At 65.6% G+C, this 14,529-nt stretch carries 5 protein-coding genes; 4 read left to right on the forward strand and 1 reads right to left on the reverse strand.

Features of this window, described 5'->3' with window-relative positions:
• Positions 1-195: 195 nt before the first annotated feature.
• A complete protein-coding gene (locus VFG17_RS18510; protein WP_325030850.1) occupies positions 196-5,601 on the forward strand; it encodes an autotransporter domain-containing protein in 5,406 nt (1,801 codons plus the stop codon).
• A gap of 83 nt (positions 5,602-5,684) precedes the next feature.
• Here VFG17_RS18510 and VFG17_RS18515 read toward each other — a convergent pair whose 3' ends face one another.
• On the reverse strand, positions 5,685-8,681 hold the full coding sequence (locus VFG17_RS18515; RefSeq protein ID WP_325030851.1) for a TonB-dependent receptor: 2,997 nt from the start codon (positions 8,679-8,681) through the stop codon (positions 5,685-5,687).
• Positions 8,682-8,903: 222 nt separating this feature from the next.
• Here VFG17_RS18515 and VFG17_RS18520 point away from each other — a divergent pair, with 222 nt between their 5' ends.
• From VFG17_RS18520 to VFG17_RS18530, 3 genes are read left to right on the forward strand one after another with little or no spacing between them, the layout of a single operon-like run.
• Positions 8,904-11,087, forward strand: coding sequence for a chondroitinase-B domain-containing protein (locus VFG17_RS18520; RefSeq protein WP_325030852.1), 2,184 nt, complete (start codon positions 8,904-8,906; stop codon positions 11,085-11,087).
• Positions 11,084-13,246, forward strand: coding sequence for a heparinase II/III domain-containing protein (locus VFG17_RS18525; RefSeq protein ID WP_325030853.1), 2,163 nt, complete (start codon positions 11,084-11,086; stop codon positions 13,244-13,246). The genes VFG17_RS18520 and VFG17_RS18525 overlap by 4 nt, the downstream gene beginning before the upstream one ends.
• Complete coding sequence (locus tag VFG17_RS18530; protein ID WP_325030854.1) at positions 13,243-14,526, forward strand: MFS transporter; 1,284 nt, start codon at positions 13,243-13,245, stop codon at positions 14,524-14,526. Before VFG17_RS18525 ends, VFG17_RS18530 begins: the two co-directional genes overlap by 4 nt.
• Positions 14,527-14,529: the final 3 nt, after the last annotated feature.

Here is a 14,529-nt window from a genome sequence, read left to right on the forward strand (position 1 = left end):
TCGCAAATTCACCCAAAAAAACATTGGGTAGACGCTCGGGGGACCGTCGCCCTAGTCAACGCGCACAAAGCTGAAAGATGCCAGTCATCCGATCAGCTGGGGGACGCACATTTCGAGGTGGGGGTGACCAGCCGGAGGACCAAAGCGTTCTCCGGCGAACCCTTTGCCATCTGCAATGTCGAGGGGAGTCATATCATGTCGCGTATTTCGAAATCCCGCCTGCTGGCCACCAGCGCGATCGTCGGCCTGTCGATCGGCCCGATCGCGGCGCCCGTGGCGGCGCAGGACTCCTTTGGCATTCACAACGATCAGCCCGAATTGCTGGAGATCATTGTCGAAGAGGAAGATGCCGATGTCGAGGGGCTCGACATTGGCGTCTATGCTGACAATGGCCCTGTCACCGTCGACAATGCCGGTGAGATTCGCGGCCTTGGCACCAGCGTCGGCAGCGCCAACAGCCGTCCGAGCGGTGGTATTGTTATCGCGCAGCCCGGATCGAGCGTCACCAACCGCGACAGCGGCGAAATCACCGGCGGCTCGAACGGCATCGCCACCTCCTATTTCTTCAGCGAGGACGAAAATGACAACGAGCTGCCGCCCGAAGCGCGCGCGGCCGACACCGCCGTCACCAACAGCGGACTGATCCGCGGCGAAGCAGGCTCGGGCGTCGCGCTTGCCGGCGGCGGCAGCGTCACAAACAGCGGCACGATCCAGGGCCTCACCGGCAATGTCGGCAACGGCGCGCAGGGCATCGGGGTCGTGATTTCCGAATTCGCCGATCGCATTGCCGAGGGCGTGACCGGCGTCGGGATCATCACTAACAGCGAAACCGGCCTGATCGAAGGGACAGTCTTCGGGGCGCTGCTTCAGGGCGGCGGCACGATCGACAATGCCGGTATCATTCGCAGTACCGGCAATCCCAATCCCGCGACGCCGGGCGTCAGCCCCTTCGGTATCATTCTCACCGCCTCGCCCGATCAGGTCGGCCGAACCGCGACCGTCAATAACAGCGGAACCGTTTCGGGCTTTCTCGGCATACTCGCGGGCGGCTCGCTGGACACGGCGGTCATCAACAACAGCGGCACCATCAACGCCCCGACGACCGCGATCTTCGCGAACCTGACGGGCGACCTCGTCGTCAATAACGAAGAGGGTGGCGAGATCACGTCGAACGGCTTCATCACGATCAATTCGACCGGTGGGACGTTGACGCTCGACAACGCCGGGCTGGTGCGCAGCAATGCCAATACCGCGATCAACATCCGCACTGCGGGCGCTTCGATCACCAACAGCGGCTTGATCGCCGGCGGCGGAAACGACGGCATTTATGCGAACGCCGACGGCGTCACGACGATCGACAACGCCGAAGCCGGCGTGATCAACGGCGCGGCGTCGGGCATCCATGCCGAATTCGGCGGGCTCGAGCTCACCAACGCCGGCACGATCCACGGCGACGGCGTCAATCCCGGCTTCGACGCGCCGCCCGACGCGGGCGTCACCATTTCGGGCGGGGTCAGCTCGGTCACCAACAGCGGCAGCATCACCGGCAACCGCTTCGGCATCACCACCGCCAATTATTTCAATCCCGCGACCGGCCAGCTCCAGGGTCTCGCGACCGGTACCACCGTGGTCAACAGCGGCAACATCTATGGTTATGCCGACGATGGCGTGCGCCTGATCGGCGGCGGCAGCGTCACCAACAGCGGCGAGATCGGCGGCCAGATCGACGCCTTTGCCGACGGCGTGTCGATGTTCGCCTATACCGACCAGGCGAACGAGGATTATAGCGCGCTCGTCACCAACGAGGCCGAGGGGCGGATCATCGGCGTCCGCTTCGGCGTCATCCTGTCGGGCGGCGGCGAAGTCATCAACGACGGCGAGATCATCGGCGCGTCGGGCGGCGTCTATATTCAGGGCACCGCGCTCAACAGCGACCCGAACGAGGAACGCAGCGGGCTCACCGCGAACGTCGTCAACCGCGGCACGATCACCGGGCTCGGCGATTTCGGCGGCACCGGCACCGAAGGCTATGGCGTCGGCTTCGGCAGCGACATGTCGAGTGCGACGCTGGTCAACAGCGGAACGATCAGCAGCGATTTCGCGGAAGGGGTCAGCCACGGCTCGCTTGCCGACCTGACCATAACCAACGAGGAAGGCGGTGTGATCACCGGCGCCACCTCGGGCATCTACAGCGGCGCGGGCGGCACGCTGACCGTCGACAATGCCGGAACCATCCGCGGCGACGGCGTTTATGACGGCTTCGACGCGCCGCCCGACGCCGGCATCACGATCGGCACCGCGGCGTCGAGCGTGACCAACAGCGGCACGATCTCGGGCGCCGGCGCGGGCATCAGCACCACCGCATTGTTCGATGAGGAAATCAACGCGCTCGTCGGTCTCGCCGTCGGCACCGAAATCACCAACAGCGGCAGCATCCTTGGCGAAGCTAATGACGGTGTGCGCCTGATCGGCGGCGGCACCGTCACCAACAGCGGGTCGATCCGCGGCGAAGGTACCGCCTTCTCCGACGGCGTCTCGATGTATGCCTTCACCGATCAGGCGAACGAGGATTTCAGCGCCTCGGTCGTCAACGCCGAAGGCGGCGAGATCGAGGGCTCTCGCTTCGGCATCATCCTGTCGGGCGGCGGCGCGGTCGAGAATGCCGGCGACGTCACCGGCGTCGACGGCGGCATGTTCCTTCAGGGCACGGCGATCAACACCGATCCGGGCGAGGATCGCAGCGGCCTGACCGCAAGCGTCGTCAACAGCGGCACGATCACCGGCACCCGCGCCGACGAGATCAACGGCTACGGCGTCGGCTTCGGCAGCGACCTCTCGACCGCGACGCTCGATAACAGCGGGACGATCAGCAGCGTGGCGGCGGCGGGCGTGTTCCACGGCACGCTCGGCGACGTGACGATCAACAACAGCGCCGACGGGGTGATCGAGGGCGCCGCCTATGGCGTCTACGCCGACGGTGAAGGGACGCTCGACCTCAACAATGCCGGCACGATCCAGAGCGCCGGCACGGGTATCGAATCGACGACGCAGACGAACCTCGTCAACAGCGGCACGATCACCGGTGATGGCGGCATCGCGGTCCAGCTCGGGGCGTTCGATGATAATGTCACGCTGGGCACGGGCAGCGCGATCACGGGCCTCGTCGACGCGGGCGACGGCACCGACACGCTGACGCTCGACGGCGACGTGCTCGAACTCACCGAAGCGCAGCAGCTCACTGCCGCCAACGGCTTCGAGGCGCTCGACGTCGCGGCGGGTTATTGGTCGACATCGGGCTTCGTCGGCGAATTCGGCAACGTCACGATCGACGAAGGCGCGTCGCTCCAGGTAAACGAAGTCGACCTCGGCGAGGAAGGCACCTCGTCGCCGATCCTCACCTCGACGGTGCGGACCGACGGTCTGCTCGTGCTCAACTTCGGTGAGGACGAAACCGTCTCGGCGCTCGATGATCTGACGATCGACGGTGCGGGGCAGCTGCAGCTGATCGGCGACGCCGTGTTCACCGTTGATACCGCGAATATCGCGCACACCGGCGGCACGATCATCTCCAACGGCGGTCTGGTGCTCACCGGCGTTCTCCAGGGCGATGTGCGAACCGAAGGCGATGGCTATTTCGAACTCGGCGCTGGCGGGACAGAGGGCAGCTTCTCGGGCAATATCGTCAACAACGGCCGCTTCGTCTTCAATCGCTCGGACAACTATGACTTCCTCGGCGATTTCTCGGGCAATGGCGCGCTCGACAAGATGGGCGACGGCACGCTGACCTTCATGGGCGACTATGCCTTCGAAGGCGTGACGAACATCCTCGGCGGCTCGGTGCGCATCGGCGGGACGATCGATCCGACGACCGATTTCAATCTCGGCAACGGCGGCACGCTCGACATCACGGGCAAGGACCAGACGATCGGCGGCCTTGAAGGCCAGGAAGGTTCGAACGTCGAACTCGGCGACAGCGAGCTGACCGTCGACCAGCCGGGGAACACAGCCTTTGGGGGCAGCATTTCGGGCACCGGCAGCTTCGTCAAACAAGGTGAGGGCACGCTCAACCTGACCGGCGACAGCACCTACACCGGCCCGACCTCGGTCAACGGCGGCACCCTCGCGGTGAACGGCTCGATCGTCTCGCCGGTCACCGTCAACAGCGGCGGCACGCTCGGCGGCAACGGCAGCGTCGGTTCGACCACGGTCGGCGATGGCGGTACGATCGCGCCGGGCAACTCGATCGGCCGGCTCACCGTCAACGGCGACCTCGCTTTCGCCGCCGGCTCGACCTACGAGGTCGAAGTCAACGCCGCGGGCGAAGCCGATCGCCTCGACGCCACCGGCGCGGTGACGATCGACAGCACGGCCAGCGTCGCCGTCCTCGCCGAAGACGGCGAGTATAATGGGCGGACAGACTATGTGATCCTGACCGGCGCGGGCGGCATCACCGGCACCTTCGGGACGGTGACGAGCGATCTCGCCTTCCTCGATCCGCTGCTGCGTTACGACGCCAATTCGGTGATCCTGTCGCTCTATCGCAACGACATCGACTTCGCCGACATCGCGATCGGTTTCAACCAGGCGAGCGTCGCGACCGCGGTGCAGGCGCTCGGGATCGACAATCCGCTTTACGAAGCGGTGCTGGTGCAGAATGCGGCGACCGCGCAGGCCAGCTTCGGCGACCTGTCGGGCGAAATCCTGGCGAGCGCGATGAGCGGGCTGACCGACGACAGCCGCCATCTGCGGAACAGCCTGATGGGCATGAAGGCACCCGCGGAAAGCGGCGCATTCGTCTGGGGCTCGGCCTTTGGCGGCTGGGGCGATTTCGACGCCAATCGCGGCAATTTCGCGATGGACACCGACCACAAGGGGCTCGTCGCCGGCGTCGGCTTCGGCGGCAACGGCTTCGCCGCGGCGCTGTCGGCAGGGATCGGCGGTTCGGACTTCCGTTTCGATGGTCGCAATGACCGCGCCGAGGTCGACAGCAAATATCTCGCCGCGCACGCCACCTATGGCAGCGGTGAAGGGCTGCGCGGCACCGTCGGGGTCAGCTACGCTTGGCACGACATCGACACCAGCCGCGGCATCAGCGGCGCGCCGCTCGCCCAGACGCTGACGTCGAAGCGCGACGCCGACACGCTGCAGATATTCGGTGAAATCGGCTATGACATCACCGCCGGCAACACGGCGATCACCCCCTTTGCCCGGCTGGCGCATGTCGACACCGGCAGCGACGCCTTCACCGAAACCGGCGGCAATGCCGCGCTGACGGTGGGCAAGGCTGACCAGAAGACGACCTTCCTCAGCCTCGGCGCACGCGCCCAGTTCAATGCGGGACAACCGGGCTTCCAGCCCTATCTGTCGGCGGCATGGAACCGCGCCTTCAACGACCGCGGTGCCCCGATCGTCTCGCGCTTCGTCGCGGGCGGGCCGGCGTTCGACATCATCGGCATCGCGATCCCCAAAAATTCGGCGGAGGTCGAGGCCGGTTTCGAATTCACCACGGGGGCCTTCCGCCTCGGCGCTGCCTACACCGGCACGCTGGCGTCGGATCGCAGCGCCCATGGTGCACGGGTGACTGCGCGCATCGCCTTCTGACAGCGACCCGGTCGGAAGCGGCTCGCGCAGCCTGAGGCCGAGGCAACACCCGTTGCCTCGGCCTCATCCTTTTGTCGGGTTCGTCAGAATTTGACGCTCAGGCCCGCGGTGATCCGGCGATCGGTCAGGCCCTGGAAGCAGAGCAGCGCCTTGTTGTTCACGCAATATTGGTTCTGGTCGCCGCGCAGCAGGTTGATGCCCTCGACGCCGACATTGATATGATCGTTGATGTCGTAATTGATGCTGGCGTTGAGCTGGCCCCGCGCGCCATTGATCAGCGGCAGGCCAAAGAAGAAGGGATCGTCCGACACATAGCTCGAACGCCACGTATAGCGCACGCGCGCGTTAAGTCCGTATTTGTCGTAGAACAGCGTTGTATTATAAGAATATTTCGACAGGTTGGTCAGCGAGATCAGGTCCTGCGAACCCGGATAGCCGAGCTGGGTGAACACCGTCCGGGGCCCGTCGGCGGTGCGATACTCGCGCGCCGAGCCGCCTGCCTTCTGGTAGGTGAAATTGCCGATGAAGCCGAAGCCCGAGGCGAAGCCGAGCACATCTTCCCACGCCGACAGATCGTGCTGGAAGGCGACCTCGACGCCGGTTTGCGTCGTCGTGCCTGGCACGTTGAAGGTCGAACTGCGCGGAACGCAGATGCCGACGCCCTGGATCGGGTTGTTGATGTTGCGGTTGGCGATCGGATTATAGATGCCGCCGTCGGGGCACGAGGGGTCGATCGAAATATTGAGGTTGCCGTCGGCGTCGAGGTTGGGCGCCGGGTCCTCCTGCCGCTGCGCGAACAAATTGGTGCGGCTCTTGTGGAAGAAACCGATGCTGATCAGGCTCGACGGCGCGAAATAATATTCGCCCGACAGGTCGAACGACCACACCGCTTCGGGGACGAGGTCGGGATTGCCCACCGCGACCGGCGTGTTCGCGCCGGTGCCGAAGGAGAAGGAGGTCGACAGCGTGTCGAAATTCGGGCGGCGGATATCGCGCGCGATACCGGCGCGGACGAGGAAGCGGTCGGCGGGTTCGAGCACCAGGTTGAAGCGCGGCAACAGGAAATTATACGAGCTTTTGGCGATCGTCTGCCCCGTGACCTCGCCGTTCGCGATATTGTTGCCGGTCGAGGACAGGCTGGTGTGCAGCCAGCGCAGACCGGCGTTGCCGCGCACCGGCATGCCGGCGATTTCGCCCTCCATATTCGCCTGGAAATAGGCGGCGTTCGTCGTTTCCTTGATCTTGAAGAAACCCGCGAAGGATTCGGTCGGCGTCGTCAGCGGCGCGACGGGCGGCCCCTCGGTCGCGGCGGCATTGCTCGCGTCGATCGCGGCGTTGAGCGCGTCGAGCACCTTCGCGGGATCGTCGAACGCCAGCCCGCCGTCGATCAGCAGGAAGTCGGAGAAATAGAGCCGGCGCCCGTCGGCCGCGTTGAAGTTGCTCGGCCCCGGGATCAATATATCGGAAAACAGGTCGCCCGACGGCCGGTTCCACGCGCTCGTCGTGTTGGTCAGGCTGACGTTCCGCGAAAATTCGTTGTTTTCCGCCGAGGTCCGGTTCCAGCGATAACCGAAATCGACCGAGGTGACGAAAGGATTGAGGTCGCTCGTGTCATAGGAGAAATCGAGGCGCGCCGCGCGTTCCTGATTGTCGGTCGAATTGGCGCCCTGCGCCACCTGTTGCAGCTGGTAATTGGCGGGATCGAGCAATTGTGCCGCGGTGGGCGCGAAGGGGCTCGACTGGTCGATGCCGAACTGCAGCGTGCCACCCCTGAGATCGAATTCGATCGGCACGCCATTGTCGATGCTGCGCCCGATTTGCGGTTGCGGGCCATTGGGGTTGATGAAGTCGAGCGTCGTCGAGAAGTTCGGAAAGTCCGATTTCGAGGTCGACAGCGATACTTCCGCGCGCATCCGCAGCTTGTCGGTCACCTGCCAGTCGCTGCCAAGGTCGAACACCCGGCTCTTGGTGACGCGCGCGCCCGTGTCGCTCGACGTGCGCATATTCGGATCGATCACCCCTCCGGTGGCGCCGCCGATGCCGATGGTGCCGGCAACCGTCGCGTCGACGCTGCCAAGGTCGATCGGGCCGTTCGGTCCGTCGAGCTTGCCCCAGTTGACGGTTTCGAACGCCGTGTTGTCGGTCGCATCGACGACCGACGGCGTCGCCGTGCCCGAAATCTGCACCCGGTGGCTCTGCTGCCCGCGCGTCTGGTTGTTGAGCGTCGCGTCGAAATAGAATTTCAGGTCGTCGTTCGGTTTCCATTCCAGCGCGGCGGTGCCGTTGTAGGTTTCATATTCGTAATTCTCCAATCCCTGCTGAAGGAACTGGATGCGCAGAAAGGGAAAGGCCTCGGCGCTCGGGCCCGATCCGGGAAGGACGACCGCGTCGCGGTCGACGCGCGGTTTGAACGCGGCGACGTCCTGCCGGGCATAGCTCCCGCTCACCACGATGCCGATCTCGCCGATGCCGGTGTCCCACCGGTTGCCGAGCGTGGCGGACAGCCGCGGCAGGGTCGATTTCGACAGGTCGCTGTTTTCCATCTGCGCGCGCGCGGCGATCAGCGGTTCCTTGAGCTCAAGCGGGCGGATGGTGCGGAGGTTGATCGTGCCGCCGACCGATCCCTCGATCGTCTGCGCGGTCGGCACCTTGGTCACCTCGACCGATGCGATCAGCGCCGCGGGCAGATCCTCGAAACTGATACCCGACCGGCCGGCACCCGATCCGATCGTCGACACGCCATTGATTTCGGTCCGGTTGGCATCGGTGCCGCGGATCTGCACCGCGTTGCCGACGCCGGCTTGCCGGGTGATCTGGACCCCGGTGACATTCTCCAGCACTTCGGCCAAATTCTGGTCGGGCAATTTGCCGATATCTTCGGCCTGGATGACCTCGACGATATTGTCGGAGGTGCGCTTTTCGCCCAGCGCGGTGGCAAGGGAGCTGCGGATGCCCGTGACGACGATCGCGTCATCGCCCGCCTCGTCGGCAGGGGCCGTATCCTGTGCCGCCGTGTCCTGCGCAAAGGCGGGAACGGCGAGCATCGATATGGCGGTCGTGCCCAGCAGAGTTGCTGCCAAATTCATCTTACCGCGCGAAACGCGCCCGAGGCTGCCCCGAATCATCCCACTCTCCCTCATTGCCTTTGTTTGGAGAGAAGCTCCTCTTGTCACACCAATATGTCAACCCATGATCCAGACCATAAGCGGGTTGATATTGTCCTACCTCTTGTATAGTCCAATAGGCGAGAATCATAAAAAGGGTGAGGCGCGGTGCAGATAAGGGCGATTCTAACGGTAGCGATGCTGGTCTCGACCGCGCATCCGGCGCTGGCGCGCGACCTGCTCGTGGCCGATCAGGCGCAATATAAGGCCGCGGTGAAAAAGGCGCAGCCGGGCGACACGATCATCCTCGCCGACGGCGAATGGCGCGATTTCCAGATCGTCTTCACCGGCACCGGCACCGTCGCCAAGCCGATCGCGCTGACCGCGCAGACCAAGGGCAAGGTGCTCATCACCGGCCAGTCGAACCTGCGCATCGGCGGAAAGCATCTGCTCGTCTCGGGCCTCGTCTTCAAGGGCGGCGCCAGCCCGACCGATCAGGTGATCAGCTTCCGCCGCGATTCCAAAACGCTCGCGAGCGACAGCCGTGTCACCGAGACCGTGATCGACGGCTTCAGCAAGTCCGACCGCCGCGCCGAGGATATCTGGGTCGCGCTCTACGGCACCGGCAACCGCGTCGATCATTCGCATTTCGAGGGCAAGACCAACGCGGGCGTGACGCTCGCGGTGATCCGCCGCGCGGGCGATCCGCTCGATAACGGCCACCGCATCGATCATAATTATTTCGGCCCGCGCCCGCCCCTGGGTTCGAACGGCGGCGAGACGATCCGTATCGGCACCAGCGAGGAATCGCTGTCCGACAGCCACACGGTCGTCGAACGCAACATCTTCGACCGCACGAGCGGCGAGGTCGAGATCGTCTCGGTCAAGGCGGGCGGCAATATCATCCGTGAAAATCTGGTGCTCGAAGCGCAGGGCGCCTTCGTGCTCCGCCACGGCAACGGCAATCTCGTCGAGCGCAACATCTTCTTCGGCAAGGGCGTGCCCGACACCGGCGGCGTGCGCATCATCAACCGCGACCAGATCGTGCGCGACAATTATTTCGAGGGTCTCGCGGGCAGCTCGTTCAAGAGTGCGATCACCGTGATGAACGGCGTGCCCAATTCGGTGATCAACCGCTATCATCAGGTCGCGAACGCGCGCATCGAAGGCAACAGCATCATCGACGTCGCGCGCATCACCCTCGCGGCGGGCGCCGACGCCGAACGCTCGGCGCCGCCCGTGGACAGCAAGTTCGAACGCAATCTGATCGTCGGCGCAAAGGGTGCGGACCCGTTCCGCGCCGAAGGCGAGATCGGCGGCATCGCCTTCGCGGGCAATGTCGAGGCGAAGGTCGCAAAGCCCTTGCTGGCCAGCGGCGTCGAGCAGCGCGAAGTCGTGCTCGAACGCGCCGCCAACGGTCTGCTTTATCCCACCGATCCGGCGCTCGCTGCGGTCGGCGCGCCGCGTGATCTCAAACCCGTCACGCGCGAAGAGGTCGGTGCGAGCTGGTATCGCGGCGACGCTCCGGAGGCGGCGTTCGGCACCGGCGCCACGCGGCCGCTCGCGGCGGGCGCATCGCTGGCGCAGGCGGTCGCCGATACGAAAGCGGGCGATACGCTGATGCTCGCCACCGGCACCTATGACGTCGCCGCGCCGCTGACGGTGCGGCACCGGCTGACCATTGCCGGCGCCAAGGATGCGAAGCCCGTGCTGCGCGTCGCGTCGAACCTCGCGCGGATCGCGGGCGGCGGCGGGCTGCGGCTCGAAAACCTCGCGATCGACGCCAGCGCGGCCCCCGGCGACGGCGCGCTGATCGCGGTCGAGGGCGGCGTCGCGCCCAACTATAGCATCGCGCTCAAGGGCGTGTCGGTGCGCGGTCCGGGCAAGGGCCGTCTTGACGGCATCGCGATGGCGCCCGGCACCTTCGCCGACGATGTGACCGTCACCAACAGCGATTTTTCCGCAATGGGCGTCGTCGTCGCCGCGACCGGCGAGCAGGAGCCGAAGGGCTGGTATCCGATGGAGCGGCTGACGATCGCCGGCAGCCGCTTCGCAGGCGTCGCGATGGTCGCCGACCTCTTGCGCAAGGGCAGTGACGAAAGCACCTTCGGTCCCTGGTTTTCGATGACGGGATCGAGCGTCGCCAATAGCGGGGCGGACGGCGTGTCGCTGCGCGTCTCGGGCGCCCAGCACACCGACATTGCGCGGAACAGCTTCGCCAAGTCGGACGGCATCGTCGTCATCCATTCGGTCGGCGCGCCCGAAACGCGCATCGCGTCGAACGCCTTCGCCGCGACCCCGGCGCCGCGCATCGAGGAACTGGTCTGGAAAGGCCCGCCGCGCGGGCAGCTCAACGGCAATGTCGTGGAGGGGCGCCCGTGACCCGCACGCTTGCGCTCCTGCTCGCCGCCGCCACGCTGCCGGCCGTTCCCGCCGCGGCGCAGACCCCGCCCGCGGCTTCGGCGCAGGCTTTCGCGCCGCTCTTCGCCGCCGAAATCGAGCGCGCGCGGCGCGACGTTGACGCGTCGATCAAGGCGGGCATCAACGTGCCGGTGCCCAAGGATCCCGGCGGCGGCTTCACCCACGAGCAGCACAAGCGCAATTACCGCATCATCTTCGAGGGCGGCCAGCTCTTCCGCCTGACCGGCGAGGCGCGCTACCGCGACCATGTCCGCGACCTTTTGCTCGCCTATGCCGATCTCTATCCGGGGCTCGGACCACACCCGGCAAAGGCGAACCAGAACGCGGGGCGCCTCTTCTGGCAGAGCCTCAACGACAGCGTCTTCCTCGTCAACGCGGTGCAGGGCTATGCCGAGATCCGCGATGCGCTGTCCGCCGCCGACCGCAAACGGATCGACGACAATGTGATCCGCCCGATGGCGCGCTTCCTGTCGGACGAATCGCCTCAGGTCATCAACCGCATCCACAATCACGCGACGTGGGCGGCGGCGGGCGTCGGCCTGTCGGGCTATCTGCTCGGCGACCGCGACCTCGTCGACAAGGCGCTGCTCGGGCTCGACAAGAGCGGCAAGGCGGGCTTTCTTCGCCAGCTCGATCTGCTCTTCTCGCCCGACGGCTATTATGCCGAAGGCCCCTATTATCAACGCTATGCGCTGCAACCCTTCGTCGTCTTCGCGGCCGCGATCGCCGCGAACGACCCCGAGCGCAAGATCTTCGAATATCGGGGCGGCATCGTGCTGAAAGCGATCCGCACCGCGATCGACCTGACCCACGACGGCTATTTCCTGCCGATCAACGACGCGATGCCCGACAAGAGCCTGCGCACCGAGGAGCTCTATCACGCGGTCGCCATCGGCTATGCCGCGACCAAGGACCCGGCCTTCCTGTCGATCGCCGACTGGCAGGGGCGCACCGTGCTGACCCCGGCAGGGCAGGCGATGGCCGCCGACCTCGCGGCGGGTAAGGCAAAGCCCTGGCCGTTCGGCTCGCGGCTGCTGTCCGACGGCCCCGACGGCAAGGGCGGCGCGCTTGTGCTGCTCCGCACCAACGCCGATCCGGCGGGTCCGCTGCTCGTCGCCAAAAACACGGTGCAAGGCATGGGTCACGGCCATTTCGACCGGCTCGGCTGGCTCTATTATGACGAAACCGGCGCGGTCGTGACCGACTATGGCGCCGCGCGCTTCCTCAATGTCGAGGCGAAGCACGGCGGGCGCTATCTGCCCGAAAACGACAGCTGGGCGAGCGCGACGATCGCGCACAATACGCTTGTCGTCGATGAGCAAAGCCACTTCGCAGGCGACTGGAAAGCCGGAGAAAAATCCGGAACGCGCCAGCTCGCCGCATCACTCGAAGGCCCGACCCGCTACACGATCGCCGAAATCGACAGCGCGTATAAGGATGTCGCAATCCGCCGCGCGCTGCTGCTGGTCGAGATCGACGGCCTCGCCAATCCTCTGACGCTCGATATCCTCCACGGAACTGGCAGCGGCAGGCATGTCTATGACCTGCCGCTGCATTTTTCGGGGCATATCATCGACAGCGACATCGCGTTCGACCGCCATCTCGCCGAGCGCCCGGTGCTGGGGAAGGCGAACGGCTATCAGCATCTGTGGGTCGACGGGACGGGGACCAAGGCCGGCAAGGCGCGGCTGACGTGGATGCAGGGCAGCCGCTTCTACAGCTACCATATGCTGCCGCCCGCGGGTGCGCGCTTCATCGTCGCCGAAAGCGGCGCGAACGATCCCGAGTTCAACCTGCGCCGCGAACCCGCGCTGATTCAGCGCGTCGACGGCGCCGCCAACGCGACCTTCGTCAGCCTGCTCGAACCGCACGGCGCCTATGACGCCGCGGCCGAGACGGTGGTCGCGAGCAGCGCGCGCGTCGCGGCGCTCGAGCATCGCAAGGAAAAGGGCGCCGATCTCGTCCTGATCACCCTCGTCGACGGCCGCCGCCTCGCAATCGCGGTCGCCGACGACGTCGCCGCCGATGCGAAGCACAGCGTCGCCGTCGATGGCCGCACCCTCGCCTGGACCGGCCCCGTCGGCCGCCTCGACCTCGCCAAGACCGGAGCGAAAAAATGAGCAATATCAAAGGCCGCTTCCGCTGGGGCGTGATCTCGCTGATCGCGCTCGCCACCGTGATCAACTATATCGACCGCAACGCGCTCGCGGTGATGTGGCCCGAGGTGTCGAAGGAGATCGGCGCCACCAAGGAAGATTACGCGCTGCTCGTGACGATCTTCATGATCTTCTACGCCTTCGGCCAGTCGCTCTTCGGGCGCATCTTCGACGCGATCGGCACGCGGATGGGCTTCACCCTCTCGATCATCGTCTGGTCGCTGTCGATCGCGGCGCATGCCCTCGTGCGCTCGATGCCGCTGCTCGTCTTCCTGCGCGCGACGCTCGGGGTCAGCGAGGCGGGCAACTGGCCTGGCGCCGCGAAAGCGAACGCGCTCTGGTTCCCCTCGCGCGAACGCGCGCTGGCGCAGGGCATCTTCAACGCGGGCGCCTCATTGGGCGGCATCATCTCGGCGCCGCTGATCGCCTTGCTCTTCGTCCAGTTCGGCTGGCACGGCACCTTCCTCCTCATCGGCGTGCTCGGCTTCATCTGGCTCGTGCCATGGCTGTGGTTCTACAAGGCCGATCCCGACAAGCATCCGGGGCTCAGCGAGGAAGAACGCACCTATATCCTGACCGGCCGCACCGAGGCCGGGCGCGACGACGGCCGCCGCGTGCCGCTCGGCGAACTGCTGCGCTATCGGCAGAGCTGGGGCGTCATCCTGTCGCGCTTCTTCCTCGATCCCGTCTGGTGGCTCTTCGTGTCGTGGCTGCCGATCTATCTCGCCGAAACCTTCGGCTTCGACGTCAAGCAGATCGGGCTTTTCGCTTGGGTGCCCTTCGTCGGCGCGATGCTCGGCAGCCTGTTCGGCGGCTGGTTCGCGGGGCGGATCATCACCGGCGGCGGCGGCGTGCACAAGGCGCGCACGCTGAGCATCGCGATCGGCTGCGCGATCATGCTGCCCGCGTTGCTGCTGACGATCGGCGCCGGCGATCCGTTGACCGCGGTGCTGCTGATCGCGTGCATCCTGTTCGGCTTCCAGATGGCGATCGGCAATATCCAGACGTTGCCGAGCGACTATTTCGGCGGCGGCGCGGTCGGCAGCCTCGCGGGGATCAGCGGCACCGCGGCGGTCGCGGGTACGCTGATCACCACCTGGCTCGTCCCGGTGCTCACCAAGACGAGCTACGCACCGATCTTCGCGCTCTCCGCGGCGATCGTACCGATCTCTTTCCTGTGTTTCTGGCTGGTCGGCGGTCGCGTCGAACCGGTCGCTACCCAATCCACCCACGATCAAGAATAAGGA

It is taken from the genome of Sphingopyxis sp. (assembly GCF_035686825.1).
Taxonomy (GTDB): Bacteria; Pseudomonadota; Alphaproteobacteria; order Sphingomonadales; family Sphingomonadaceae; genus Sphingopyxis.